The sequence below is a fragment of the Stenotrophomonas sp. MYb57 genome (assembly GCF_002966815.1).
Lineage (GTDB): Bacteria > Pseudomonadota > Gammaproteobacteria > Xanthomonadales > Xanthomonadaceae > Stenotrophomonas > Stenotrophomonas indicatrix.
In genome coordinates this window covers 3,356,766-3,381,834 of the sequence record NZ_CP023271.1, presented here as the reverse complement: position 1 = coordinate 3,381,834, position 25,069 = coordinate 3,356,766, and the positions used below count along the sequence as shown (strand labels likewise).

22 protein-coding genes and 1 tRNA gene are annotated in these 25,069 nt (G+C 67.3%); 12 read left to right on the top strand and 11 right to left on the bottom strand.

Annotation, left to right across the window (positions count from 1 at the left end):
• Positions 1 to 34: 34 nt before the first annotated feature.
• Together CLM74_RS15565 and CLM74_RS15560 are read right to left on the bottom strand one after the other, a co-directional pair.
• On the bottom strand, positions 35 to 820 hold the full coding sequence (locus CLM74_RS15565; protein ID WP_025879090.1) for a queuosine precursor transporter: 786 nt from the start codon (positions 818 to 820) through the stop codon (positions 35 to 37).
• Complete coding sequence (locus CLM74_RS15560; RefSeq protein ID WP_032975065.1) at positions 817 to 1,500, bottom strand: DUF502 domain-containing protein; 684 nt, start codon at positions 1,498 to 1,500, stop codon at positions 817 to 819. Before CLM74_RS15560 ends, CLM74_RS15565 begins: the two co-directional genes overlap by 4 nt.
• A gap of 84 nt (positions 1,501 to 1,584) precedes the next feature.
• Between CLM74_RS15560 and CLM74_RS15555 the strand changes: the two genes are divergently transcribed.
• Complete coding sequence (locus CLM74_RS15555; RefSeq protein ID WP_229655626.1) at positions 1,585 to 2,856, top strand: hypothetical protein; 1,272 nt, start codon at positions 1,585 to 1,587, stop codon at positions 2,854 to 2,856.
• Positions 2,857 to 2,863: 7 nt separating this feature from the next.
• On the opposite strand, the gene CLM74_RS15550 is transcribed toward CLM74_RS15555, so the two are convergent.
• The 5 genes from CLM74_RS15550 to trxA form a co-directional block, all read right to left on the bottom strand.
• Positions 2,864 to 3,583, bottom strand: coding sequence for a hypothetical protein (locus CLM74_RS15550; protein WP_033831708.1), 720 nt, complete (start codon positions 3,581 to 3,583; stop codon positions 2,864 to 2,866).
• A gap of 53 nt (positions 3,584 to 3,636) precedes the next feature.
• Complete coding sequence (locus tag CLM74_RS15545; RefSeq protein WP_032975063.1) at positions 3,637 to 4,089, bottom strand: DUF4442 domain-containing protein; 453 nt, start codon at positions 4,087 to 4,089, stop codon at positions 3,637 to 3,639.
• A gap of 89 nt (positions 4,090 to 4,178) precedes the next feature.
• A complete protein-coding gene (locus CLM74_RS15540; protein WP_033831706.1) occupies positions 4,179 to 5,813 on the bottom strand; it encodes a CHASE2 domain-containing protein in 1,635 nt (544 codons plus the stop codon).
• A complete protein-coding gene (locus CLM74_RS15535) occupies positions 5,810 to 7,510 on the bottom strand; it encodes a FecR domain-containing protein (RefSeq protein ID WP_105164460.1) in 1,701 nt (566 codons plus the stop codon). Before CLM74_RS15535 ends, CLM74_RS15540 begins: the two co-directional genes overlap by 4 nt.
• 107 nt (positions 7,511 to 7,617) lie before the next feature.
• Positions 7,618 to 8,475 (bottom strand): thioredoxin, encoded by an 858-nt coding sequence (gene trxA / locus CLM74_RS15530; protein ID WP_105164459.1) that lies wholly within the window; start codon positions 8,473 to 8,475, stop codon positions 7,618 to 7,620.
• A gap of 153 nt (positions 8,476 to 8,628) precedes the next feature.
• Between trxA and CLM74_RS15525 the strand changes: the two genes are divergently transcribed.
• The 9 genes from CLM74_RS15525 to CLM74_RS15485 all read left to right on the top strand — a co-directional run bounded on the left by CLM74_RS15525 (position 8,629) and on the right by CLM74_RS15485 (position 16,631).
• On the top strand, positions 8,629 to 9,237 hold the full coding sequence (locus CLM74_RS15525) for a DUF998 domain-containing protein (RefSeq protein WP_033831703.1): 609 nt from the start codon (positions 8,629 to 8,631) through the stop codon (positions 9,235 to 9,237).
• Positions 9,238 to 9,342: 105 nt separating this feature from the next.
• Positions 9,343 to 11,982 (top strand): leucine--tRNA ligase, encoded by a 2,640-nt coding sequence (leuS, locus tag CLM74_RS15520; protein ID WP_025879299.1) that lies wholly within the window; start codon positions 9,343 to 9,345, stop codon positions 11,980 to 11,982.
• Positions 11,983 to 12,121: 139 nt separating this feature from the next.
• Positions 12,122 to 12,697, top strand: a complete 576-nt coding sequence (gene lptE / locus CLM74_RS15515) for an LPS assembly lipoprotein LptE (RefSeq protein ID WP_033831702.1) — start codon at positions 12,122 to 12,124, stop codon at positions 12,695 to 12,697.
• 12 nt (positions 12,698 to 12,709) lie between these two features.
• The gene (holA, locus tag CLM74_RS15510; RefSeq protein WP_059064761.1) at positions 12,710 to 13,747 is read left to right on the top strand and encodes a DNA polymerase III subunit delta; all 1,038 of its coding nucleotides are present in this window, start codon (positions 12,710 to 12,712) and stop codon (positions 13,745 to 13,747) included.
• A gap of 3 nt (positions 13,748 to 13,750) precedes the next feature.
• Positions 13,751 to 14,416 carry a nicotinate-nucleotide adenylyltransferase gene (gene nadD, locus CLM74_RS15505; RefSeq protein WP_025879296.1) on the top strand — a complete coding sequence of 222 codons (666 nt, stop codon included), beginning with the start codon at positions 13,751 to 13,753 and terminating at the stop codon, positions 14,414 to 14,416.
• Between the two features lie 58 nt (positions 14,417 to 14,474).
• The gene (gene rsfS / locus CLM74_RS15500) at positions 14,475 to 14,888 is read left to right on the top strand and encodes a ribosome silencing factor (RefSeq protein ID WP_025879295.1); all 414 of its coding nucleotides are present in this window, start codon (positions 14,475 to 14,477) and stop codon (positions 14,886 to 14,888) included.
• 63 nt (positions 14,889 to 14,951) lie between these two features.
• A complete protein-coding gene (gene rlmH, locus CLM74_RS15495; RefSeq protein ID WP_025879294.1) occupies positions 14,952 to 15,422 on the top strand; it encodes a 23S rRNA (pseudouridine(1915)-N(3))-methyltransferase RlmH in 471 nt (156 codons plus the stop codon).
• Between the two features lie 22 nt (positions 15,423 to 15,444).
• Positions 15,445 to 15,521, top strand: a tRNA-Asn gene (locus CLM74_RS15490).
• A 159-nt stretch (positions 15,522 to 15,680) separates the two neighbouring features.
• The gene (locus CLM74_RS15485) at positions 15,681 to 16,631 is read left to right on the top strand and encodes an alpha/beta hydrolase (RefSeq protein ID WP_105164458.1); all 951 of its coding nucleotides are present in this window, start codon (positions 15,681 to 15,683) and stop codon (positions 16,629 to 16,631) included.
• A 19-nt stretch (positions 16,632 to 16,650) separates the two neighbouring features.
• On the opposite strand, the gene arcD is transcribed toward CLM74_RS15485, so the two are convergent.
• The 4 genes from arcD to CLM74_RS15465 form a co-directional block, all read right to left on the bottom strand.
• Positions 16,651 to 18,072, bottom strand: a complete 1,422-nt coding sequence (arcD, locus tag CLM74_RS15480; RefSeq protein ID WP_105164457.1) for an arginine-ornithine antiporter — start codon at positions 18,070 to 18,072, stop codon at positions 16,651 to 16,653.
• A 108-nt stretch (positions 18,073 to 18,180) separates the two neighbouring features.
• Positions 18,181 to 21,006, bottom strand: coding sequence for a TonB-dependent receptor (locus CLM74_RS15475; protein ID WP_025879291.1), 2,826 nt, complete (start codon positions 21,004 to 21,006; stop codon positions 18,181 to 18,183).
• Positions 21,007 to 21,222: 216 nt separating this feature from the next.
• On the bottom strand, positions 21,223 to 21,879 hold the full coding sequence (locus tag CLM74_RS15470) for an energy transducer TonB (RefSeq protein ID WP_105164456.1): 657 nt from the start codon (positions 21,877 to 21,879) through the stop codon (positions 21,223 to 21,225).
• Positions 21,880 to 22,098: 219 nt separating this feature from the next.
• On the bottom strand, positions 22,099 to 22,836 hold the full coding sequence (locus tag CLM74_RS15465; RefSeq protein ID WP_025879289.1) for an SIMPL domain-containing protein: 738 nt from the start codon (positions 22,834 to 22,836) through the stop codon (positions 22,099 to 22,101).
• A gap of 130 nt (positions 22,837 to 22,966) precedes the next feature.
• Between CLM74_RS15465 and CLM74_RS15460 the strand changes: the two genes are divergently transcribed.
• Together CLM74_RS15460 and rng are read left to right on the top strand one after the other, a co-directional pair.
• Positions 22,967 to 23,575 (top strand): Maf family nucleotide pyrophosphatase, encoded by a 609-nt coding sequence (locus CLM74_RS15460; protein ID WP_025879288.1) that lies wholly within the window; start codon positions 22,967 to 22,969, stop codon positions 23,573 to 23,575.
• Complete coding sequence (rng, locus tag CLM74_RS15455) at positions 23,568 to 25,055, top strand: ribonuclease G (protein ID WP_025879287.1); 1,488 nt, start codon at positions 23,568 to 23,570, stop codon at positions 25,053 to 25,055. Before CLM74_RS15460 ends, rng begins: the two co-directional genes overlap by 8 nt.
• Positions 25,056 to 25,069: the final 14 nt, after the last annotated feature.

The window sequence follows — 25,069 nt, the reverse complement described above, 5'->3', positions numbered from 1 at the left end:
TGGGGGCGCAGTCAGCTTGTGCGTCGCTGGGGCTTCAGTCAGCCGCGGCCGCAGCGCGCAGGTCGGCGGCGCGGTGTTCGCCCAGATAGCGGGTGATTGCACGCCGCATCAGGTACAGCAACGGAATCAGGGCGATCGCAAAGCCCATCTTGTAGACATAGTTGACACTGCTCACTGCCAGGAACAGCGATGTCGGCCAGTGCTGCGGGCCAAGCACGAAGGCGATCCAGATCACCACGAAGCTGTCCACCAGCTGCGAGACCGCGGTGGAACCCGTGGCACGCAGCCATACATGGCGCTCGCCGGTTGCCTGGCGGATGCGGTGGAACACCGCCACGTCGATCAACTGGCCGAACAGGAACGCCACCAGCGAACCGGCGATGGTCCACATGCCCTGTCCGAACACCGCCGCGAACGCGGCCTGGTAATCGGGCACGCCGTGGGCATCCATCGAGGTCACCCACCAGCTGGCCGGTGCCAGCGAGATCGCCGCGAAGGCGAACAGGAAACCGTAGGCGATCAGCACCACCGCCAGCCACGAGATGAAACGCACCCCGCGCTTGCCGAAGAATTCGTTGATGGTGTCGGTCATGATGAACACCACCGGCCACAGCAGCGTGCCGGCGGTGAAGCTCAACGAGCCGGTCTGGCCGAACAGGTTCCAGTTCAGCGGGTCGATGCCGAGGGTGTCTTCCAGGGCGAAGATCTTCACCCCGATCAGTTCGGCCAGCACCGCGTTGCCGCAGAAGAACGCAGCCAGCACGATGAACAGCAGGACCGCGCGGTCCTGCAGCGGGCGCGCGTGCGACGCCTCGCTCATTCGGAACGATCGCCGGCGCGGGTGAACGGAACGCTGGCTGGTGCCACTGCACCGCCGGAAATGATGAAGCTCATCGCCTGGTCCACCGTCCAGTCGGTCGGGGTGAGCAGTTCGACAGGCACGATCTCCAGATAGCCGGAGGTCGGGTTCGGCGTGGTCGGCACATAGACGGCCGCCAGTTCGCGGTCGGTGCCCTGTTCCTTGATGACCCGGGTGACCAGGCCCACCGACTTCATGTCGCGGTGCGGGAAGTCGATCAACACCACGCGCTGGGTACTGCCCGGTTCGGTCTGCAGCATGTCCAGCAGCTTCTTGGCGCTGTCATAGATGATGCTGGCCAGCGGAATGCGCTTGATGACCGCGCCGACCCAGCGCAGCAGGCGCTGGCCGACCACGCGGCGGCTGGCCACGCCCACCGCCAGGATCACCAGCAGGGTGGCCAGCAGGGCAATGGTGTTCTGGATCCATTCGGCGCGGACCCAGCCGAGGTAATGCGGGAAGCTGGTCGCGATCTGTTCGGACAGCGGCACCACCAGCGGGCTGGAGATGCCCGACAGCAGCACGAACACGAATTTGACCACCACCCAGGTCAGCCAGATCGGCAACAGGGTCAGCAGGCCGGTCAGGAACAGGCGCTGCAGGGAGGGACGGGGAACCAGGGCGGGGGCATCGAGCGACATGCGCGCATTGTAGCGGTCGCGGCCGCTCGTTTACGCTGCCCGTTGGCGGCGCTGGCCATGCAGGGAAGGGATGCTGTGTTGAGGATGCTGCGGTGGTTGGGCTGGGCAATGCTGGGTCTGCTGGTGATCGCCATCGCGGCATGGCTGCTGTCGAGGTTCTGGCCGTTGTCGGCCGCCCAGCGGGAGGATGTCCGCCTGCTTGAAGCCGCGCATCGCAGCGAGGGCAGGAACGGCTTCGCCCTGCTGTGGACGCTGCCCTTCGATGGGCTGGACCTGGCCCAGCGTGAGGCGGCATTGGCCGAAGATCTGCAGCGCTGGCAGACGGCGCCCACGCACACGTCGCAAGCGTCGGTGCTGGCCGCCAGGCACGCACCATTGAATCCGGGCCGCTCAGGTCGTTGTGCAGTCGGGCCGGTCGGCTGCCTGGCACAGGTACGCGCTGATCCGCAGCGCTTCGCTGACGCCCACGCCGGGCATGCCGGCCTGCATGAGCGACTGGCCCGGATGGCGGACTACGATCGCTTCGATTCCCCGTTCAGGCCCAGCGGAAGCGAGCTGCTGCCTCTGCCGGCCTACGCGCCGCTGCTGGATGGGGCTAGTGCACAGGCATTGGCCTATCTGCAGGGCGATGTTGCCGGTGCCATCGAGGGCAGCTGCAGCGCGGTGCGGTTTGGTCGGCGGATGATGCGGACCGGCAGCACGCTGGTGGACAGCATGATGGGCGCCGCCGTGGTGCGGACCCATGCCGCACTGCTTGGCGAGATGCTGGTCGAGCAATCGCCGGATTACGCGCTGCCCGTCCCCTGCGAGGCGGCGCTGCAGCCACTGGACGCGAACGAACAGAGCCTGTGCCAGGCAATGCAGGGCGAATTTGCGATGAACAAGGCGGCGGTGGAAGCGTCCACGCAGACAGCAGGCAGCCGTCTGCTGCTGGATCGCGACCACACCCTGGCCCGGATCGCCGGCAATTTCGGCTGGGCATGCCGGCCTGCTGCAGCCACGGCGCTGGCGGCCGACGTCCCGCTCCCTGTGTCGCCACCACTCGGATGGGATGTGCGCTGCATGGCCAACCCGTTGGGATGCACATTGAGCGCCATCGCCGGGCCGTCCTATGCGCCGTACGCGGCGCGCAGCCAGGACACGGCGGCGATGATCCGCCTGCTCGGCGCGCAGCGCTGGCTGCGGCAGCAGCCCGGGCCCGCCGACGAGGCGCTGGCGCGGTTGCCGGCGCAATGGCGTTCGCACGCCCGCACGCCCGAGGTGTCTGCCGATGGCCGCTACCTGCAGGTGCTGCGGCGCGGACCTGCGCGCGAAGGCGAAGGCCCGCATCTGTCGATGCCGTTGCGGGCGGATTGACCCGCGCTCAGCCGCCGTCGCCGAGCGGATTGAACGCCCAGCCATCACCGACGCTGTCCAGCGTCCAGTGCTTGCGGTCACGCAGGGTCTGCCAGCGCACCTGTTCCTTGTCGTCCTGCATGCTGCCTTCGGTCAGCTTCACCTTGCCGGTGGAGTAGTTCACGCTGAGGCCCTCGGTCTGCCCGGAATTGCGCATCATCGTGTCGCGGTCGTAGCCGATCAGCGCGAAGTTGCCTTCCTGCCAGCGGAACGTGAACGTGGTGGTGCCCATCGACCAGCTGCCCGCGCTGGAGAACGAGTACAACCCAACCCGCAGTGCGCCGCGCTGGATCGACACGCCGGTGCCTTCGGCCAGCGCATCGCTGAGCACGGGCGAGTCCGGCCGTGGAATGAGCGTGTGGTTCTGCGCGGCCAGCACGTAACCGGACGGTCGCGCGAAGGCGATGGCGAGGATGCGCGGGTTGCTGTCATACGGCGAAGGGCCAAACCCATCGTGTTCGATGATGTTGCGCGGGTCCTGCTGGCGCAGCACCAGCGCGAGGTCTGCGCGCCCGTCCTGGTCGAGGTCGCCTTCGATCCTGTATTCCAGCGTCCAGCCGGCAGGTACGAAACCCTCGGCCGTGGCGGCGTGCGCGGGCACGGCGGGATAGCGCACCGGCGGCACGTCCAGTGCAGTGGCGGCGAAGGGCAGGGCGGTCAGTGCCGCAGCAAGGAAGAAAAGGCGCATTGCAGCCTCCATGGCAGGGCTGCAGAGGATAGCCGGGCGTCAGCCGGCCCGCTTTACCGTGCGTGTGGCTTCAGGCGCACATAGACCTGCTTGCGTACCTGCGCGACCACCTCGCCGGCTTCGTCGACCACGTCGTTGCTGAACCAGCGCAGCACTTTTTCGCCACCGGCCGCCGCCGTGCGCAGTTCATCCAGCAGTGCATCGTCGATGCGGAAAGACGTGCGCACCGTTCCACGACCGGGCTTGAGGAAATCGATCGCACCGGCGCGATCCCAGACGTAATAGTCGCGGCCCAGCGTGTGCATCAGGCCCAGCATCCAGAACGGATCGGTCATCGCAAACAGGCTGCCACCGAAGTGGGTGCCGACGTAGTTGCGGTTCCAGGGGCGCAGGCGCAGTTCCACGTCGATCTGCCGGTAGTCCGGGGTGATCCGGGTGACATGGATGCCGGTGAACAGGAACGGTGGCCACAGGTTGATGCCGAAGCGGAACGTGCTGGCTTTCATGCGGGAACCGGGCAGGGGACGGGGCGCCCAGTCTAACCATTCGCATGCGTATGTTGTAGCCCGCAGCGCCCCGACAGGCCTGCCGGGCGTTAGGGTCCGGGCGTGCCGCCGTCGATCACGTAGCCGTCGCGGCCATTGTCCTTGGCCCGGTACAGCGCGTTGTCGGCGCCTTCGACGAAATGATGCGGTTGCAGGTCGCCGTCAGGCACACGGGTGTAGACGCCGATGGTCAGGGTGACGCCTGTGTCGCTGCCATCGCCGGGCGGCGGCAGGGCGCGGATGCAGGAGATCAGGTCTTCGATCACCTGCCGCGCGCCTTCAACCGGGGTGTCGGGCAACACCAGTGCGAACTCGTCGCCGCCGTAGCGGGCAGCCATGTCGCGGGGGCGCCGGGCATGCGCCTGGATCAGGCGGGCCACTTCGCACAGCACGCGATCGCCGACCTGGTGGCCATGACGATCGTTGTGGTGCTTGAAGTGGTCGACGTCGATCAGGGCCAGGGTCAGTGGCTTGCCACTGCGGCGTGCCGCATCGCATTCCTGTTGCAGCGACTGTTCGAAGCGCAGGCGGTTGCCCAGTCCGGTCAGCGCATCACGGTTGGCCTGGCGGTGCCAGGAGGCGATGCGCCAGGTCGCCCACGCCGTCAGCACCAGCACGACGCCGAGCAGGGCGCTGGCCGGCGCCCACCAGAGGCTGCCGGTGCGCAGCAGCAGCCAGCTCAGCAGCGGCGCGGCCGGCAGCGAGCACAGCGCAACCACCCAGGGCAGGCGCAGCCCGAGCAGCAGCACGCACATGGCCACCAGCAGGCCGGCCAGGGCGTCCTGCCAAGCGCGGGGCAACACGTTGATCTGCTTGTCCTGCAGCAGCATCGAGGCGATGTTGGCCTGGTACTCGCTGCCGCTCATCCAGTATTCGCGGGTGGTGGGTGTCAACAGGCGGAGGGCGATGCCGCTGGCGGTCATGCCCACCACGATGCGCCTGCCACGCAGCATCGAGGCATCCACGCGCCCTTCCAGCACATCGGCGTAGGACACCTGCGGCAAGCGTTCCGGTGGCCCGGCATAACGCACGCGTACGTAATCATTGCGGCGCCATTGATAGGGCGAGTCCAGCGCCGGGTCGGGGTCGGGCAGGCCCTGTGCGCGTTGCGGCGGCAGGCCGGTCAACGCCAGGCCGAGTGCCGGCCAGTGCGCCTGGCCGATGCCGGCGTGCAGGTAGGCCCCGCGGGCGACACCATCGCCGTCGACTTCAACGTCGCTGTGGCCGATGGCGGCAGCGCTGGCGGCAATCAGCGGGATCGGCAGCATCTCCTCGGCCATGCGGTCGCCGGCGGCCGGCGCGGCCAGCACTGGCAGTACCACACGGCCGTTGCGACGGATCGCCGCTGCCAGCTCGGCATCCTGGCGCGCATCGCGACGGTCGGGCTCGGACAGCATGAGGTCCAGCGCGACGCGCTCGGCACCGGCGTCGGTCAAGCGGTCCAGCAGGCGGGCATGCATCGAGCGCGGCCACGGCCACTGGCCCAGCCGCTGCAGGCTGCCTTCGTCGATGGCCACGATCAGCACGCTGGGGTCGGGGCGGTAATCCCAGCTGCCGACCATCAGGTCGTACGCGCTTTCGTCCTGCCGCCACAGCCACTGGCCATGGCTGACCACCGCCGTCGCTACACCCGCCAGCAGGGCCAGCAGGATCCGTCGCGACCACGGCAGCGGCGAGCGCCTCACAGCAACAGCCACAGCAGCAGGGCACCACCGCTGGCGCCGTAGCACAGGCGACACGGCAGCTTGACCTGCTGGGCGGGCGAGAACGGTCCAGCATGGCCGTCGTCATCAATGTACTGCACGCGGATGTGCAGCGTGCCGCGCCACGGGCGCTTGAAACTGACCTGCGGTTGGTCGACGGTGGTATCGAGCAGCGGCGCGCTGAAGTCGCCGCGGCGATCGACCTGCACGCGGTAGCGCTGCCCGTCGCTTCCCGCCTGCCAGCGCAGGGTCAGCTCGCCATCGACGGCTTCGGGCGGCTGCAGTGCCGGGTCCACCGGTTCATCGGTCAGTTGCAGCGTCACTGCCTGGCCATAGCGACCCTGGTGGCCCTGGTCATCACGCGAAGCGACCCGCCAGTAGTACTGGCCGGGAGGCAGCGGCTGGCCCAGGCGCAGGTCGGTGCCGCCGGTGCTCTGCTCGCGCAGCGGCTGCAGGAACTGCGGCTCGTCGGCCAACTGCAGCACGCTGCTGCTGGCACCGGGCGCCTGGCTCCAGTGGAAGCGGGGACGGTTGCTGTTGACCGCCTGTCCCTGCAGCGGGGAAATGGTCAGCGGCGGTGGCGGCTGGTCGTCGAGGACGAAATCCTCGCTGGCATCCAGGCCTTCCACACCCTGTGCATCCACTGCGCGCAGCAGCAGGCGCAGCGTTCCTGGCGGCAGCTCGCCGATCAGCAGCCGGGTGTCGGCGGTGTCGGCGGCAAACAACAGGATTTCCGGGGTGGCGGCCTGCACCACTTCGACCCGGTAGTGATCGGCGCCGGTCACCGGCTCCCACGCGAGCTGGGCCGGCAGGGCTCCCAGGCGGGTCGCATCGGCACGCAGGCGCGGTGCCGGCAGCAAACCGGAAACCGCTTCGGGCGCCGTTCCGCTGCCCGCGCTGCGGCTGGCCTGGCCGGGGTGCACCAGACGCTGGCCATGCGGGTTGCCGACCTGCACTTTGCCTTCCAGTACTTCGGTGGCACCGGCATGGGCATCATCGCCGGCGCTGACCCGGAACACGGTGCCGCGCACGCTGCTGGTGGCCGTGGGGGCATCGATGATGTAGCGCGAGGCCGGCCCGCGTGCAGGGGTTACCCGGTTGCTGGCGCGCCCCTGCTGCAGGCGCAGGCGGGTATCGACCATGCCGGTGCGGCCATAGCGGCTGAGCTGGTCCAGGCGCAGGCGTGAGTATTCGCGCAGCTGCAAGCGCGACGCATCGGCGAACTCAAGGGTGATGCTGGAATCGGCCTTGGTCTGGATCGCGTCGCCGATGTGCAGCTGTTCGCCTGCGCGCACGGCGCGGCTGCTGCTGCCATCGGCCGCGCTCAGTTCAACCTGCCCACGCACGGCCAGTACCCGCGCCGGGGCGGGCTCAACGCGCAGCCAGCCGATCGGGAAGCGCAGCAGTTCACCCGGCGGCAGCCGGTACGGGTTGTCGATGCGGTTGTGCTGCTGCAGCTGCTGCCAGCCGATGCTGGGCTTGAGGTAGGCCGCGCCGAGATCCCACAGGGTATCGCCGGGGCGGACCCGGTAGTTCCAGTCCTGCGCGCCGGCGAGCGCCGGCCACAGGCAGAGGGCACACAGCAGTGTGCGCAGGAAATACTTGATGAAAGACGACGAGCGGCCAACGGTCACGGATAGCTGTCCCGGCAAAGCGGGGGCGCAGCAGCAAGACCCCATGGCCCCGACCTCATCCCCCCGAACGGATCGTGGCGGCCCTGGGGGCCACCATCGCGGGCATTATTGCCCGCGTTCAGTGCAGGGATTCTGAACGATGCCGGTGCCGTTCAGAACAGCAGGGAGGCCATCCGGCGCCGCGAACGGCCGACCAGGTCTTCATCGGCGATGACGTTGAACGCATCGATCAGGGCCTTGCGCGGCAGTCCTTCCTGGAAACTGCGGTCGATCCGCAGCATCTCCAGGAACTGTTCCAGCGCAGCTTCGTCCTCGCCGGCCAGCAGCAGCTGCACACCCCGCAGGTGGCGTGCCTGCAGATCCTTGCCGTCGGCGGCGATGCGCGCATCCAGCTCCTCGGCGGGCGGGGCATCCTTCAGCGCGGCGGCGAAGGAGAGCCGGGCGCGGCCACGCACGGCGCGGTCGTCGGTGGCCAGGTTGGCGGGCAGGGCATCGATCAGGGTGCCGGCCTCGTCCACGCCGCCGACCTGCAGCAGGGCCAGGGCCAGGTCGAGCTTCAGCTCATCCTTGTCCGGCTCGGCGGCAATCTGCGCGCGCAGCACGTCCACCTGTGCCTGCGGGTCCAGCGGCGCTTCGTCCTGGGCGATGGTGTCGCCGACGTCAGCCGGCACAACGCCATGCTGGGCCAGGAATTCACGCAGCTGGCCTTCCGGCAGGGCGCCGGGGAAGCCGTCCACCAGCTGTCCACCCTTGACCAGGAACACGGTGGGCACCGAACGGATCTGGAAGGCCGCCGCGATCTGCTGTTCCTTGTCCACGTCGACCTTGGCCAGCTCGAACGCGCCGTTGTATTCGCCGGCCAGCTTCTCCAGCATCGGGCCGAGGGTCTTGCACGGCTCGCACCAGGTCGCCCAGAAATCCACCAGGACCGGCGTCTGCAGCGACTTCTGCAGCACTTCCGCCTCGAAGGTGGCAGTGGTGGCATCGAATACGTAGGTCGTCTCGGTCATGGGGCATCGTTCGGCATCTGGAGACCGATTCTATGGTGACGAACCTTGCCGGTCTCAACCCTGCGGTCACGCCCCCCATGAAATCGCGGACGGCTTGGCGCAGGTGCCAGCTGCCGTGACAATGGCCTGATGTTCTCCTGAAGAGTGGCTGCAATGTCCGTGGTTCGGCTGGATCGTTGGGTAGGCATGCTCGCCGCAGCCCTGTTCGTGCTGTCGGTGGCCGGCTTCGGTGCGGCCCTGCCGGACTATTCGCAGGCGATGCATCCGGTGACCTGGCTGGGCGCGCACGGCATCCCCCATGCGCTGGGCTTCAACCTGCTGGGCCTGGTGCTGCCGGGTGCACTGGCGGTGGTCGTGGCCGAGCGCCTGCGCCGGCAGCTGCCGGTGGACGCCGCCTGGACGGCACGCGTGGGCAGCCAGATGCTGCTGCTGGCCGGTCTCGCCTTCATCGCGATGGGCCTGCTGCCGCTGGATTTCGAAGACCAGATGGGCATGCAGGGCCCTGCCAGCAAGCTGCACGCCAGCGTGTGGATGGTCTGGGCACTGGCCTTTGTCGCCGGCAGCGTGATGCTGGGCGCGGCGCGGCTGCGGCATTCCGGCGGGCGCAGGCTGGGCCTGCTGACGCTGGCCTGCGGAATCGGTGCCGGTCTGCTGGCGTTCGGCCTGCCGGGGGTACTGCCGGCGGCGCTGGCGCAGCGGTTGGCCTTTGCCTGCTGGGCGCTCTGGCTGGCCCTGGCCCTGCCTCTGTCGCGCGGGCGCTGAGACGCTTCCCGCAGCCACGCCGCGCGCCGGTCCGGCAGGCAGGATTGGAGCCATTTGCCGCACTGCGGTACGCTGTACCGCTTTGCCGCCGCAACCGCGTGTTACATGACCAGCGTCGAACCCAACGTTTACGATCCGCAGCAGGTTGAATCCGCCGCCCAGCAGTACTGGGATGCTACCCGTGCCTTCGAGGTCGATGAAGCCTCGGACAAGCCGAAGTACTACTGCCTGTCGATGCTTCCGTATCCGTCCGGTGCGCTGCACATGGGCCACGTGCGCAACTACACGATCGGCGACGTGATCAGCCGCTACAAGCGCATGACCGGCCACAACGTCCTGCAGCCGATGGGCTGGGACGCGTTCGGCCTGCCAGCAGAAAACGCCGCGATCAAGAACAAGACCGCGCCGGCCGCCTGGACCTACAAGAACATCGACCACATGCGCAGCCAGCTGAAGTCGCTGGGCTATGCCATCGACTGGTCGCGCGAGTTCGCCACCTGCCGCCCGGACTATTACGTCCACGAGCAGCGCATGTTCACCCGCCTGATGCGCAAGGGCCTGGCCTACCGCCGCAACGCGGTGGTGAACTGGGACCCGGTCGACCAGACCGTGCTGGCCAACGAACAGGTCATCGACGGCCGTGGCTGGCGCTCCGGCGCGTTGGTGGAAAAGCGTGAGATCCCGCAGTGGTTCCTGCGCATCACCGACTACGCCCAGGAACTGCTGGACGGCCTGGATGAACTGGACGGCTGGCCGGACTCGGTCAAGACCATGCAGCGCAACTGGATCGGTCGTTCCGAAGGCCTGGAAATCCAGTTCGATGTGCGCGACGTTGATGGCGCCGCACTGGATCCGCTGCGCGTGTTCACCACCCGCCCGGATACCGTGATGGGCGTGACCTTCGTGTCGATCGCCGGCGAACACCCGCTGGCGCTGCATGCTGCGAAGAACAATCCGGAACTGGCTGCGCTGCTGTCGGAAATGAAGCAGGGCGGCGTGTCCGAGGCCGAGCTGGAGACCCAGGAAAAGCGCGGCATGGATACCGGCCTGCGCGCCGTGCATCCGGTTACTGGTGCCCAGGTGCCGGTTTGGGTCGCCAACTTCGTGCTGATGGGCTATGGCACCGGCGCGGTGATGGCCGTACCGGGCCACGACCAGCGCGACAATGAATTCGCCAACAAGTACAACCTGCCGATCCGCCAGGTCATCGCGCTGAAGTCGCTGCGCAAGGACGAGAGCGCCTACGACGCGACGCGCTGGCAGGACTGGTACGGCGACAAGACCCGCGAGACCGAACTGGTCAACTCCGACGAGTTCGACGGCCTGGACTTCCAGGGCGCCTTCGAAGCGCTGGCCGAGCGTTTCGAGCGCAAGGCCCAGGGCCAGCGCCGGGTGAACTACCGTCTGCGCGACTGGGGCGTGAGCCGCCAGCGCTACTGGGGTTGCCCGATCCCGGTGATCTACTGCGACAAGTGTGGCGCGGTGCCGGTGCCGGAAGACCAGTTGCCGGTGGTGCTGCCTGAAGACGTCAACTTCGTCGGCACCGGTTCGCCGATCAAGGCCGATCCGGAATGGCGCAAGACCACCTGCCCGGACTGCGGCGGCGCGGCCGAGCGTGAGACCGACACCTTCGACACCTTCATGGAGTCGAGCTGGTACTACGCCCGCTACACCTCGCCGGGCGCCCGCGATGCGGTCGACAAGCGTGGCAACTACTGGCTGCCGGTGGACCAGTACATCGGTGGCATCGAGCACGCGATCCTGCACCTGATGTATTTCCGCTTCTACCACAAGCTGCTGCGCGACGCGCGGATGGTGGACAGCAACGAGCCGGCGCGGAACCTGCTGTGCCAGGGCATGGTGATCGCCGAGACCTACTACCGCCCGAACCCGGACGGCTCGAAGGACTGGATCAACCCGGCCGATGTGGAAGTGCAGCGCGACGAGCGCGGCCGCATCACCGGCGCCACCCTGATCGCCGACGGTCAGCCGGTGGTGGTCGGTGGTACCGAGAAGATGTCCAAGTCGAAGAACAACGGCGTGGACCCGCAGGCGATGGTCGGCAAGTACGGTGCCGACACCGTGCGCCTGTTCTCGATGTTCGCGGCACCGCCGGAACAGTCGCTGGAATGGAACGAAGCCGGCGTGGACGGCATGGCCCGTTTCCTGCGCCGCCTGTGGGCACAGGTGCAGAAGCACGCTGCCGACGGCGCCGCACCGGCGCTCGACGCGGCTGCACTGGATGCCAGCCAGAAGGCCCTGCGCCGCAAGACCCACGAGACCATCGGCAAGGTCGGTGACGACTACGGCCGTCGTCACAGCTTCAACACCGCCATTGCCGCGGTGATGGAGCTGATGAACGCGTTGGCCAAGTTCGAGGACGGCAGCGAGCAGGGGCGCGCCGTGCGCCAGGAAGCGCTGCAGGCCATCGTGCTGCTGCTCAACCCGATCACCCCGCACGCCAGCCACGCCCTGTGGCAGGTGCTGGGCCATGGCGAAACGCTGCTGGAAGACCAGCCGTTCCCGCAGGCCGACAGCAGTGCGCTGGTTCGCGACGCGCTGACCCTGGCCGTGCAGGTCAATGGCAAGCTGCGCGGCACGATCGAGGTCGCCGCCGATGCCGCGCGCGAACAGGTTGAAGCGCTGGCGCTGGCCGAGCCGAACGCGGCCAAGTTCCTGGAAGGCCTGACGGTGCGCAAGATCATCATCGTCCCCGGCAAGATCGTGAACATCGTCGCTGCCTGATGTACCTGGCACCGGCCGCCATCGTGGCGGTCGGTGCGTTGTCGCCACGCCGGGCACGCCCGGCCGATGGCCCTGCGTTCACGCGGCCTCGGGCACCCTGTCTGTTGCCGTGATCGCCCGGCTCCGCCAGACTGTCTCCATGACCCGAATCCTGCTTGCCCTCGTTCTCGTCCTCGGCCTCGCCGGCTGCGGTTTCCACCTGCGCAACAAGCTGATGCTGCCGACCGACACGGCGCCGGTGAAGGTGGTCTCCACCGCGCCCTACAGCGAGCTGGTCAAGCTGTTGAACCGCAGCCTGCTGGCATCCGGTGCGCGCTTGGCCGATGAGGACAGCGAGGGCCCCAATGCCCAGCTGCAGGTGCTGTCCGAACGCTGGGGCGACCTGCCCATCGCGATCGACTCGCAGGGCCGCGCGCAGGAATACAGCCTGCGCTATGCGGTGATCTTCATCTTCCGCCGCGAAGACGGCAGCGAGCTGGTGCCGCAGCAGGTGATCGAACTGTCGCGCGACTACGTGTCGCCGCCGACCGACGCCACCGGTACCACCACCGAACGCGAGATCCTGGCCGACGAACTGCGCCGGGAAATGTCGGCCTCGATCATCCGCCGCATCGACAGCGTGGTCCGCGCCGAACTGGAAAAGGGCGGCAGCCTGTCGGCGCCGAAGCCGGTCGAGCACGATCCGGTCGAGCCCGCACCCGCCGTCCAGCACTGAGCCGGGCGCCCGATGGAACTGCGACCGGAACAGCTGGCCGGACAGGGCGCTGACACGGCGCTGGCGCCGGTCTACCTGATCGCCGGTCCGGAAACGCTGCGTGTGCTGGAGGCAGCTGATGCCGTACGTGCCCGTGCACGTGCGGCCGGCATCGACGAGCGCGAAGTGTTCGATGCCGATGGCCGTGATTTCGACTGGAACCAGCTCGACGCCAGCTTCAATGCCCCCAGTCTGTTCAGTGCCCGCCGCCTGGTGGAAGTGCGCCTGCCCAGCGGCAAGCCGGGCAAGGACGGCGGTGAGGTGATCAGCCGGTTCTGCGCCAACCCGGCGCCGGACGTGATCCTGATGATCACCGCCAACGAATGGAGCAAGGCCCACCAGGGCAAATGGGCCGAGGCGGTGAACCGCGTCGGCGTGCTGTCGGTGGCCTGGGCCATCAAGCCGCATGAGCTGTCGGACTGGATCGAACGGCGCCTGCGCAGCAGGGGCCTGCGCGCCGAACCGGCGGCCGTGCAGCGCTTGGCCGAACGCGTGGAAGGCAACCTGCTGGCGGCTGCGCAGGAGATCGACAAGCTCGTATTGCTGGCCGACGGCCAGACCCTGGACGTGGAACGGATGGAATCGCTGGTGGCCGATGCTGCCCGCTACGACGTGTTCCGGCTGGTGGAAGCCACCTTCTCCGGCCAGCCCCAGGCGGTACTGAGGATGCTGGCCGGGTTGCGCGGCGAAGGCGAGGCCGTGGCCGCGCTGATGCCGATCGTGATCCGCGAGCTGTTGGCCGGTGCCGGCCTGGCACGGGTACAGGCACGTGGCGGCAATCTGGCGGCGGAGATGAAATCCCGGGGTATCTGGGAATCGCGGCAGGCGCCCTACAAGCGCGCGCTGCAGCGGCACCCGGAAGGCAAGCGCTGGGAGCGTTTCGTGGCCGAAGCAGGGCTGGTTGACCGCATCGCCAAGGGCCGCGCAGACGGCGATGCCTGGCTTGCACTTGAGCGCCTGCTGGTGGCGGTGGCCGAAGCGCGTGCGGTGCGGCTGCTCGCCCGGGCCTGATCCATGAGCCTGCGGATCTACTACGGGGGCACCTTCGACCCGGTGCATCTGGGCCATCTGGCGATCGCGCGCGCTGCGCGCGATGAACTGCAGGTGGCGGTGCGCATGCTGCCTGCCGCCGACCCGCCGCATCGCGCGGTACCGGGCGCGACCGCCGAGCAACGCTGCACCATGCTCGGCCTGGCCATCGGCGATGAGCCGGGCCTGCTGCTGGACCGGCATGAGCTGGATCGGGCCGAGCGCTTCCCTGGCCGACCTTCCTATACCGTCGATACCCTGCGCGAACTGCGGGCCGAACTTGGCCCCAGCCGCCCGCTGGCGTGGCTGGTGGGGGCCGACAGCCTGCTGGGCCTGCCCAGCTGGCACGAGTGGCAGGCGCTGTTCGGTCTGGCCCATTTCATCGTTGCCGAGCGGCCCGGCAGCCCGCTGCGGGCCAGTGTCGACGGCGCGCTGGGTCAGGCCACCGAGGGGCGCTGGGCCGACAACGAACAGGCCCTGTTCACCAGCCCGGCCGGCCGCATCCTGCGCCTGCACCACCCGCTGCGGGTGGAATCGGCCAGTGCCGTGCGCGCCCAGATCGCCGCGGGCGGCCCCTGGCGGGCCATGCTGGCACCGGCGGTGGCCGACTACGTTTCTGGCCACGGCCTGTACCGCCCCGCCACCTCGTGAATACGGTTGCCGCGCTGTGCCCGTATAATCGCCCCCACGTTTATCGAGTCGACCCGCTTTGAGCAACCAGACCCAGCCCCAGACCATCAAGGTCGATCTGCCCAGCCCGCCGCCCTCCGTGCCGGAACTGCTGGCCAGCGTCCGTCAAGCCACCGAAGACCTGAAGGCCAAGGACCCGGTCGAGATCGACGTACGCGGCAAGTCCAGCGTCGCCGACTACATGGTGGTCGTATCGGGTACTTCGACCCGCCATGTGAAGTCCATCGCCGACGAAGTCGTGCGCTTCGCCAAGAACATCGACGTCATGCCCCTGGGTGTTGAAGGCGAGCGTGAAGCCGAATGGGTGCTGGTCGACCTGGGCGACGTCATCGTGCACGTGATGCTGCCGCGCGTGCGCGAGTTCTACGCGCTCGAGCGCCTGTGGACCGTTGGCGACCAGCCGCCGTCCTACGATGACGACGAAGTGGCCTGAGCCATTCGTTGATGCAGTTTTCGACGGCGCCGATGGCGCCGTCGACGTTTTGGAGGAATGTTGATGAAAGCCCGCCTGATCGCCACCGGCGAACGCGCGCCCAGTTGGGTGGCGCAGGGATTTGCCGAGTACCAGAAGCGGCTCTCGCACTGGCTGCCGTTCGAGCTGGTGGAGATCGAGCCCGGCCTGCGTGGCAAAGGGCGCGACGCACGTCGCGCCACCGAGGACGAGGGCAAGCGGGTGATCGCTGCGTTGCCGAAGAATGCCTATGTCGTTGCACTGGACGTACCGGGCCGCCAGCTCAGTTCCGAACAGCTGGCGCAGCGCCTGGAGCACTGGCGTGGACAGGGCAGGGACCTGGCGTTCCTGATCGGTGGCCCGGAAGGGCATTCGCCGGAAGTGTCTGCGCTGGCCGATGAAAAGTGGTCGATCGGCCCGCTGACGCTGCCGCACATGCTGGTGCGGCTGGTGGTGGCCGAGCAGTTGTATCGCGCTGCTGCGATGTTGGCCAATCACCCCTACCATCGCGCGTGAAGAGTCGTTATACTGGCGGTCTGCCCGAATAGCTCAGCCGGTTAGAGCACTTGACTGTTAATCAGGGGGTCGTTGGTTCGAGTCCAACTTCGGGCGCCACATTCAAGAGGCCTGCATCGCAAGATGCAGGCCTTTTTTGTTGTGTCGCGCCGTGCAGTCACGTGCGGCGGTGGATCCACCCCATGCGTGGATGCATGGCGCGCGATCTTTCGAGCGGACTCGACTCTACACTGCAGGTCCATCACGTGGATGTTGACGATGCGCGCTCGCTTTGCATTTCGCCTGCTGATGGTCCTGCTGCCATTTACCGCATCGGCCGCCGCGCCTGCCACCTGGCACCCGCCAGCCGGTACCACCGAACTCCCTCTGTGGCCGGATGGGAAGGTGATGGCACCGCCGAAGCTGAAAGGCCGCGAGCAGGTCAGCGAAACCGTGTCCAAGGCCAGTGGCGAGCGCTGGATGATGCTGCAGAACGTGGCCGTGCCCACGCTCACCGTGTTCCCGGCGAAAGGCTCGCCCAACGGCACGGCAGTGATGGTGTTACCGGGTGGTGGCTACAACGTGCTGGCGATCGACCTGGAAGGCAGCGAGATCTGCGATTGGCTGACCGCGCAGGGCGTCACCTGCGCACTGCTGAAGTATCGCGTACCGGCGTCGGGGCCGAACTGGGACCGCGAATGCAACTGCCGCGACATTCCGGCCGTGCCGATGGCCTTGCAGGATGCGCAGCGGGCAATGGGCCTGCTGCGTGCGCAGGCCGCGCGCTGGAAGATCGATCCACAACGGTTGGGCGTGATCGGCTTCTCGGCCGGCGGTCATGTGGTGGCCGGGCTGAGCACGCATGCGCAGCGCAGCTATCCACCGCTGGATGCGGCCGATGTGCAGTCCAGCCGGCCGGATTTCGCGATGCTGCTGTATCCAGGGCATCTCTGGGTACGCAAGGATGATTCGCTGGAAAAAGACATCGTGGTCGATGCAAAGGCGCCGCCGACGTTCATCGTGCAGGCCGCCGATGACCCGACGGACGATGTCCGTCATGCACTGGTCTATCACCGCGCACTGATCGAGGCCGGCGTGCCGGTTGAAATGCATCTGTTCGCGCACGGCGGCCACGCCTTCGGCCTGCGCCTGAAAGATGCGCCGGTGTCGGCATGGCCCAGCCTGGCAGAGCGCTGGATGCATGACATCGGCATGCTGACGAAGCACTAGCGTCGGGCGTGGCTCGGCCTTACAAGGTCAGCGCGCCACGGGCGAACGCCACCAGCGTAGCGATCGCCACCATCAGGATCGCGCCGAACAGCACCCATTCCCAGCGCGTGAACACCCGCTCGCCGCGCTGGCTCCGGGTCAACGCGTACAGCACTACGCCCGGCACATACAGCAGTACCGACAGCAGCAGGTTGTCCAGGCCACCGGCATACACCAGCCACAGCGCATAGGCGCTGGCCAGCAGCGCGACGATGAAGTCGCGCCAGCGGGCGCCGGCCGCGCTGGCGTAGGCCTCGCCCTGCCAGGCCAGCTTCACGCCGAATGCGCTGGACAGGAAGTACGGCACCAGGCTCATCGACGCCGCCAGCAGCATCAGGCTGGTGTAGCTGCCCGAATTGAACAGCACCAGCAGCAGGAACAACTGGATCAGGCCGTTGCTCAACCACAGTGCATTGGCGGGCACGCCGCGCGCGTTCTCGCGGCCGAGAAAGGCCGGCATCGTGCCATCGCCAGCGGCGGCAAACAGCACTTCGGCGCACAGCAGCACCCATGCCAGCAGCGCGCCCAGTACCGAGATGATCGAGCCGATGATGATCACCGTCGCACCCCATTCGCCAACGATCGCGCGCAGCACATAGGCCATCGAGGGATTGGGCAGGCCGGCCAGTTCGGCCTGCGACAGCACACCCATCGACAGCAGGCTGACCAGCACCAGCAGCAGCCACACGCCGATGAAGCCGATCACGGTGGCGCGGCCGACATCGGCGCGTCGTGCCGCGCGCCGCGAATAGATGCTGGCACCTTCGATACCGATGAACACCCACACGGTGACGAGCATCATCCCGCGCAGCTGCTGGCCCATGTCGCCCAGCGCGGGAGCGCCGAAGAAGTCGGCGCGGAACACGTCCATGCGGAATGCGCCGGCTGCCAGAATCAGGAACAGCGCGATCGGCACCAGCTTGGCCACGGTGACCAGGCCATTGATGATCGCCGCAGTGCGCAGGCCGCGCAGTACCAGCAGGTGCACGGTCCACAGCAGCAGCGACGATGCGGCGATGGCGGCCGGTGTATTGCCTTCGCCGAACACCGGTGCGAAGTGGCCGAGACCGCTGAAGATCAGTACGAAGAAACTGGCGTTGCCGAGTACCGAAGCGACCCAGTAGCCCCACGCGGCGGAGAAACCGATGTAGTTGCCGAAGCCTTCGCGCGCGTACGCATAGATGCCGGTGTCCAGGTCGGGGCGACGATTGGCCAGGGCCTGGAACACGAAGGCAAGCATCAGCATGCCGGCACCGCTCACCGCCCAGCCGATCAGCGCGGCGGCCGGGCCGGCGCTGCGCGCCACGTTCTGCGGCAGCGAGAAGATGCCGGCGCCCACCATCGAACCAACCACCAGCGCGGTCAGTGCGGCCAGGCCAAGGCGTTGAGTGGAGGAGGGCATCGCGCCTGTCGCAGGAGAAGGTGCACCCATGATGGACGCTGACGGGTGTGTAGAAAAGCAAAGGCCCGGGCGTGAGCCCGGGCCTTTGCGGCTGACGCTGCAGCAGGATTACTTGAAGGTGTACTTGGCGCCGACGGTGAAGTAGCGACCAATGGCACCGCTGAAGTGCAGCGGGTTGTAGTTCACGCCACCGTAGGTGGTCGGATCGAGCGGAGCGATGCGATCAAACACGTTGGCCACCGAGGCGTTCAGCTCGAAGGCTTCGGTGATGTTCCAGCGGCCGGACAGGTCGAAGGTGGTGAACGAGGAGATCTTGGTGACGTCGGTACCGTCGGCATAGGAGAACTGGTACGAGCCGTCCGGACCACGGAAGTCCTTGTTGTCCATCTTCGAGATGTAGTTGGCAACGCCGCTGACGCTCCAGTTGCCCTGCTTCCAGGTGGTGCCGAAGTTGATGCGGTCCTTCGGCGTACCGATGCAGTTGGTCACGTCGCAGTTGCCGTGGGTACCGGCGTAGTCGACGGTGACGTCAGCGTCGGTGCGCTCGAACTTGAGCACGTGGCTCCACTGCAGGTCCATCTCCAGCTGGCCCGGACCGATGTCGAAGGTCTGGCGGATATCAGTGTCGATACCGCGCACGCGGGTGGAGGCCGCGTTGATGTACGCGGTGTTGACCGCCAGGATGCTGCCGGTGCCAGCAATGCCGTTGATCAGGTCGATGTCACGCAGCACGTTGCCGGCGGCGATGGCATCAGCGGTGGCGCCCTGGGCGATTTCGTTGGTGCGCTTGATCTGCCACGCATCGACGGTCAGCGAGGTGCTGGAGGTCGGCTGCAGCACGATGCCGACCGAGTAGCTCTTGGACTCTTCCGGCTTCAGGTCCTTGTTCGGACGGGTGATGATCGCCACCGGCCGCGAGCTGCAGTTGGTGCCGACATCGGCGGCCGGGCTGGCGGCGCAACGCACCGGATCACGGGCGTTGGAGAAGGCAGCCAGGCCACCGTCACCGTTCTCGGCCGGGTTCGGCGCGCGGAAGCCTTCGGCGTAGCTGGCGCGCAGGGCGATCCAGTCTGCCGGGGTCCACTTCACGCCCAGCTTCGGCGTGGCCTTGCCTTCACCGCTTTCGTACTTGTCGTAGCGCATGGCGGCCGACAGTTCCAACTGCTCCAGCACTGGCGCGGACAGCTCGACGTAGCCGGCATACACGTTCTGGGTGCCGTCATAGGCCGAATAGCCCAGGCCGATGATGTCACCCTGGTCGGTGTAGGTCTGCGGGGTCAGGCTGTTGCTGGTCTTGCGCCACTCGGTACCGAAGGCCAGGCCCAGCGGGCCGCCCTTCAGGTCCATCAGGCTGCGCGAGATGGTGAAGTCGAACATGTCCAGGCTGGACTTGGCGCGTGCGCTGATCTGCGGCGAGATGTAGTCGTACAGCGCCTGAGAGTTGAGGTTGGCGTTGTCGCCGATGCGCCACACGCCGCCGGCGCAGTTCGGGTTGCCCAACGCACACTGCACAGCGCTGTAACGCAGGAAGCCGGTGCGCTTGTTGGTCAGGTCGGTGCCCGAGTGCAGGTAGGCGGTGTCGTAGCTCCAGTCACCCCAGTTGCCCTTCACGCCCACCAGCAAGCGGTTGAACTCGTTGGTGTTGTTGGTCACGCGCGGACCGACATCCCATGCCGAATAGCGCAGGCGCGAGGCCTGGCCCTGGATCGGGTTGTCCGGGTGGGTCGGCGACAGCACCACAGCACCCGGACCGCTGCTGGCATTGCGCGGACCTTCCGGGTAGCCCCAGCTGCCGGACACGCCGGACGGGGTGTTGCTGAAGGTGGTTTCCTTCTTCGAGTAGCCGATCTCGGTGTAGACCTCGCCGCCTTCGCCGAAGGCGAAACTGGCACGGCCGAACACGTTGACGTACTTCTCTTCAGGGGTGAGGTCGCGGTACTGCTGGTTCGGATCCCACAGGCAGCCCTGGGCAGCCACTGAAGCGTCGGTCTGGCCACCGATGGTGGTCAGGCCCTGGCAGCCCGGCAGCGGAACCAGCTGCGCGGAGGTGCCCGGCGGAACGCGGTCGTCGAACACCGAGCCGTTCGGACCGACACCGCCGCTGGTGCGGTTATTGAGGTAGGCGCCACCCAGGAACTGGGCATTGTTGCCATAGCCCCACGGACGGATGTCGCCGGTGCCGATCCACTTGCGGTTCTTGCGGTCGCTGATCTTGATCGCGTCGGTCTTGCCGACATCCAGACTGAAGAACGCATTCCAGCCATCGGTGGCCAGATCGCCGGTACCGGCGGTCAGGGTGGCCTTTTTGGCATTGCCGTCGCCATCACCGGAGGTGCCGTAGGAGGCACGCAGGATGCCGCCCTGGAAGTCGCTGCGCAGGATGATGTTGACCACGCCGGCGATGGCATCGGAGCCATAGATCGCCGAGGCGCCATCCTTCAGCACTTCCACGCGCTCGACGGCGTCGAGGGGAATGGTGCTGAGGTCGGTGAATACCTTCTGGCCGTCATCGGCCAGGCCATAGGTCGCCATGCGGCGGCCGTTCAACAGCACCAGCGTGGAGCCGGCACCGAGGCCGCGCAGCGAAATGCCTGCGCCACCACCGGCGAAGCCGTTGCCGAAGGTCTTCGGGATCGAACCGGAACCGTCAGCGGTCAGGGTCTGCAGGTACTCGGCCACCGTGGTCTTGCCGGTGCGATCGATTTCCTGGCGGGTCACCACCTGCACCGGCGACGGTGTTTCGGTGTTGGTGCGCGGGATGTTCGAACCGGTGACGGTGATCCGGTCAAGGTTGGTGGCCTGTTCCTGCGCGAATGCAGAAGAGGAAGCCACGGCCCCGGCGAGCAGCAGGGCGCCGCCGGTAAGGATATGGGTGATGGACGTTGCCAGGTGGTTGCGGCGGCGGCTGGCGGGCCGTTGGATCGGGTGTTTCACAGCTTCTCTCCTGACTGGAAAACTCGAGCATTGAGGGCTGTCTCCGGTGTGTCCCGGGACGCGTCAATCTAGGTTTCCGGCAGGTGACGGAGGTGTGAAGTTTTACTAAATTCGTAACGGTTTTCCAACGAAGTTCAAATAACCGGGCAGATTGGCCCTGTTCCGGCCCATTCACCGTTGTGACCGGCCCGGCGTGCGGCCGGGCCGGTCCGTGGCTCAGTCGGGCAAGGAGAACTGCACGGGCACCATGCCGATGGCGGGAACGGCCATGCCATCACGCTCGGCCGGCTCGAAACGCCAGTGGCGCAGCACCTGCTGGCGGGCGGCCTGGTCCAGGCTGCGCGAGCCGCTGCTGCGTTCGATGCTGACGTTCACCGGCTGGCCACTGGGGTCCACTTCCACCCGCAGCAGCACCGTGCCCTGTTCGTGATTGCGCAGGGCCTGGATCGGGTAGCTGGGCGGCGGGTTGCTGCGGTACTGCAGCTGGGCGCCGGCCAGCGGCGTGGACGGAGCAATGGTCGGCGCAGCCTGCACCGCGGTCGGCTCGGCCGCCGGCAGGATGATGCCCTGGGCCTCCTCGACGGTCGCGGTGGGCGTCGGCAGCGGTGCGGGCACCGGCGTGGCCTGCCGCTTGTGCACCACCTCCACCTTTTCAGGCTCGGTCGGCACCGGCAACGGCTCGATCGGCTTGGGCTCTTCCCTGGGAATGAACCGTACCGTGGTCTGATCGCGCGGCAGCGCGGTGATGGCCTGGTAGGTCGCCGGGATCAGCAACAACAGGAACGCGAGCAGATGCAGGGCGATGGCCGCACTCCAGGCGGCAACGCGGGCGGGATCGAAGTGCAGGGGTACTACGGGATACGTACGAACCATGGTCCACCTCCATGCCAGTGTCGAAGTCCTCAACGCACCAGGGCCGCCATCGGGGTTGCCGCACGCGGCTGGCAGTCAATCATTAGCGCGCCGCCTCCACCACTGCCTAGAGGCAGGGGCGGCAGCGTTGAGCTGGCCTTCATGTAACGCTGCCGGCACGACGGCGGTGGAAACGAAAACGGCGCCCCGCAGGGCGCCGTCGGTTGAACGGAAGGAGCCTCAGCGGCCCAGTTCGAACACCACGTCCAGATTCACCGAGACGGTCGACTCGCCCGGGGCGACCGGGGTGGCCTTGTCCATTGCCATGCCGGCGGCCTGCGCACGCATCATCGGCATCGGGCGGAAACCGCCACCGGCGTTCTCGGAAATGCTGACAATGCGCCGCACCTGCAGGCCAAGCGACTTGGCATAGGTCTGGGCACGGGCCTGGGCCTTCTTCAGTGCCGCCAGGCGCGCTTCGTCATAGACCGGCTCGGGCTGGTCGATCTCGAACTGCGGGCCGTTGATCTGGTTGGCGCCCTGCGCGGCCAGCGCGTCCAGCACCTTGCCCAGCTTGGCGATGTCGCGGACCTTCAGGCTGACGGTGTTGCTGGCCTGGTAGCCGGTGATCTTCGGGGCTTCGTTGTCGGCATAGCGGTACTGCGGGTTGAGGCTGACGCCGCTGGTCTGCACGTCGCGCTCGGCGATGCCGGCGGCCTTGATCGCAGCCAGGACCTTGTCCATCTGCTGGGCGTTCTGGCGCATGGCGCTGTTGCCGTCGGCGGCCTGGGTGACCACGCCGGCCGACAGCGTGGCCACGTCCGGCACGCGGGTGGCTTCGGCGTTGGCCGAGATGTTCAGCAGGGTGCCTTCGGCCGCGGCGGCGATCGACGGCGACGACGGGTCGGCATGGGCGGTCATCGAAGCTCCAAGAGCGAGGGACAGGGCAAGCAGCAGCGGGGTGGCGGTGCGACGCATGGGATCTCCTTGTTGTGGCGGTGAGGGTGGTGTCGTAGCGATGAACGCGTTGTGAGTCCGTTCGGGGTTGCAGGCGCCGGGGAAGGATTGTCCGACGATTCAGGTACCGGCGTCAGGTTATGCTGTGTCGATGCTCTATCTTGCTTCCCGCTCCCCCCGACGCAACCAGCTGCTGGCCCGACTCGGACACCCTTTCCAGGCGTTGGACCTGGAGGTCGTCGAGCAGCGCGCGGCCTCTGAAAGTGCCCAGGACTATGTCTGCCGGGTCGCCGCCGACAAGGCGCGCGCCGGCCTGGCACGGGTGCTGGCCGATGACCCGCAGGCGCGGGTGCTGGGCTCGGATACCGAAGTGGTGCTCGATGGCGAAGTATTCGGCAAGCCGGCCAACGCGGCCGACGCGCGGGCGATGCTGGCACGGCTGGCCGGGCGCACCCATCAGGTGATGACCGCCGTGGTGGTGGTGGACGCGCGCGGGCTGGACAGCGAACTGGTTGTTTCCGAGGTCACCTTCGCCGCCATCGAGTCCGCCGACATCGCTGCCTACGTCGCCACCGGCGAGCCGCTGGACAAGGCGGGTGCCTATGCCATCCAGGGCGGTGCCGAGCGCTGGATCGAACACCTTTCCGGCAGCTACTCCGGTGTCATGGGGCTGCCGTTGCTGCATACCGATCGTCTGCTGGCACGCTGCGGCGTGCTGGCCCCAACTGCTGATGCCGCCAGGGAGGCTGCCGATGTCTGAGGAAATCCTGGTCAATGTGACCCCGCGCGAAACCCGGGTCGCGGTGATCGAGAACGGCATGCTGCAGGAACTGCACATCGAGCGCGGTTGGCGCCGGGGTGTGGTCGGCAACATCTACAAGGGCAAGGTGCAGCGGGTCATGCCGGGCATGCAGGCCGCATTTGTCGAAGTGGGCCTGGAGCGCGCCGCGTTCCTGCACGCCAACGACGTGGTGCGGCCGGCGCCGGTGGCCAGCGCCGATACCGAGAACACGACCCTGCCGCCGCCGTCCAGCGTGCCGATCGTGGAGCTGCTGCGCGACGGCCAGGACATCGTGGTGCAGGTGGTGAAGGATCCGATCGGGACCAAGGGCGCACGCCTGACCACCCAGATCAGCATTCCCTCGCGCTACATGGTGCTGCTGCCGCAGTCGAAGGTGGTGGGCGTGTCGGCGCGCATCGAGGACGAAGGCGAGCGCGCGCGGCTGAAAGCGCTGGTGACCGAACTGTCGGCCCAGCACGGCGGCTACGGCTACATCGTGCGCACCAATGCCGAGGGCCAGCCGGCCGAGGCCATCGCCGAAGACATCGCCTACCTGTCACGGGTGTGGAACGTGGTCGAGCGCCGCGGCCGCGAGGCGGCGTCGTGCAGCAACATCTATGAAGACCTGAGCCTGCCGCTGCGTTCGGTGCGCGACCTGATCCGCAAGGACGTGGACAAGGTCAAGGTGGACTCGAAGGAGACCTTCGCCCAGCTGCAGGCGTTCGTGGCCAAGTACATGCCGGTGCTGGCGGAGAAGATCGAGCTGTACAGCGGCGATCGTCCGATCTTCGACATGTTCGGGGTCGAGGACGAGATCGGCCGTGCGCTGGACAAGCAGGTACCGCTGAAATCCGGTGGCTACCTGGTGATCGACCAGACCGAGGCGATGACCACCATCGACGTCAATACCGGCTCGTTCCTCGGCCAGCGCAACCTGGAAGAGACGGTGTTCCGCACCAACCTGGAGGCCGCGCAGGCGGTGGCCAGGCAGCTGCGCCTGCGCAACCTGGGCGGCATCATCATCATCGACTTCATCGACATGGATGACGCCGAACATCGCCGCCAGGTACTGCGTACCCTGGAAAAGGCGCTGGCCCGCGACCATGCCAAGACCACGGTGTACGACTTCTCGCCGCTGGGCCTGGTGGAGATGACCCGCAAGCGCACGGTGGAAAGCCTGGAGCGCCAGCTGTCGGAAACCTGCCCGCAGTGCAGTGGCCGCGGCACCATCAAGACCACCGAAACGGTGACCTACGAGATCTTCCGCGAGATCACCCGCGCGGTGCGCCAGTTCGATGCCGCGCGCCTGCTGGTCATCGCGTCCAGCAAGGTGGTGGCGCGGATCACCGATGAGGAATCCACGGCCGTGGCCGAGCTGGAGGAGTTCCTCGGCAAGAGCATCCGCTTCCAGGCGGACGAGCAGTACCTGCAGGAGCAGTTCGATGTTGTTCTGCTCTGATCCAGGCCGACTGT

Excerpts from the sequence above, each read along its gene's own strand:
- CLM74_RS15535 (WP_105164460.1), bottom strand. The coding sequence starts at position 7,510 with ATGGGGTCTTGCTGCTGCGCCCCCGCTTTGCCGGGACAGCTATCCGTG.
- leuS (WP_025879299.1), top strand. The coding sequence starts at position 9,343 with ATGACCAGCGTCGAACCCAACGTTTACGATCCGCAGCAGGTTGAATCC.
- CLM74_RS15550 (WP_033831708.1), bottom strand. The coding sequence starts at position 3,583 with ATGCGCCTTTTCTTCCTTGCTGCGGCACTGACCGCCCTGCCCTTCGCC.
- holA (WP_059064761.1), top strand. The coding sequence starts at position 12,710 with ATGGAACTGCGACCGGAACAGCTGGCCGGACAGGGCGCTGACACGGCG.
- rng (WP_025879287.1), top strand. The coding sequence starts at position 23,568 with ATGTCTGAGGAAATCCTGGTCAATGTGACCCCGCGCGAAACCCGGGTC.
- CLM74_RS15555 (WP_229655626.1), top strand. The coding sequence starts at position 1,585 with ATGCTGCGGTGGTTGGGCTGGGCAATGCTGGGTCTGCTGGTGATCGCC.
- CLM74_RS15460 (WP_025879288.1), top strand. The coding sequence starts at position 22,967 with ATGCTCTATCTTGCTTCCCGCTCCCCCCGACGCAACCAGCTGCTGGCC.
- arcD (WP_105164457.1), bottom strand. The coding sequence starts at position 18,072 with ATGCCCTCCTCCACTCAACGCCTTGGCCTGGCCGCACTGACCGCGCTG.
- nadD (WP_025879296.1), top strand. The coding sequence starts at position 13,751 with ATGAGCCTGCGGATCTACTACGGGGGCACCTTCGACCCGGTGCATCTG.
- trxA (WP_105164459.1), bottom strand. The coding sequence starts at position 8,475 with ATGACCGAGACGACCTACGTATTCGATGCCACCACTGCCACCTTCGAG.
- rlmH (WP_025879294.1), top strand. The coding sequence starts at position 14,952 with ATGAAAGCCCGCCTGATCGCCACCGGCGAACGCGCGCCCAGTTGGGTG.
- CLM74_RS15465 (WP_025879289.1), bottom strand. The coding sequence starts at position 22,836 with ATGCGTCGCACCGCCACCCCGCTGCTGCTTGCCCTGTCCCTCGCTCTT.
- lptE (WP_033831702.1), top strand. The coding sequence starts at position 12,122 with ATGACCCGAATCCTGCTTGCCCTCGTTCTCGTCCTCGGCCTCGCCGGC.
- CLM74_RS15545 (WP_032975063.1), bottom strand. The coding sequence starts at position 4,089 with ATGAAAGCCAGCACGTTCCGCTTCGGCATCAACCTGTGGCCACCGTTC.
- CLM74_RS15485 (WP_105164458.1), top strand. The coding sequence starts at position 15,681 with ATGCGCGCTCGCTTTGCATTTCGCCTGCTGATGGTCCTGCTGCCATTT.
- CLM74_RS15565 (WP_025879090.1), bottom strand. The coding sequence starts at position 820 with ATGAGCGAGGCGTCGCACGCGCGCCCGCTGCAGGACCGCGCGGTCCTG.
- CLM74_RS15470 (WP_105164456.1), bottom strand. The coding sequence starts at position 21,879 with ATGGTTCGTACGTATCCCGTAGTACCCCTGCACTTCGATCCCGCCCGC.
- CLM74_RS15560 (WP_032975065.1), bottom strand. The coding sequence starts at position 1,500 with ATGTCGCTCGATGCCCCCGCCCTGGTTCCCCGTCCCTCCCTGCAGCGC.
- CLM74_RS15525 (WP_033831703.1), top strand. The coding sequence starts at position 8,629 with ATGTCCGTGGTTCGGCTGGATCGTTGGGTAGGCATGCTCGCCGCAGCC.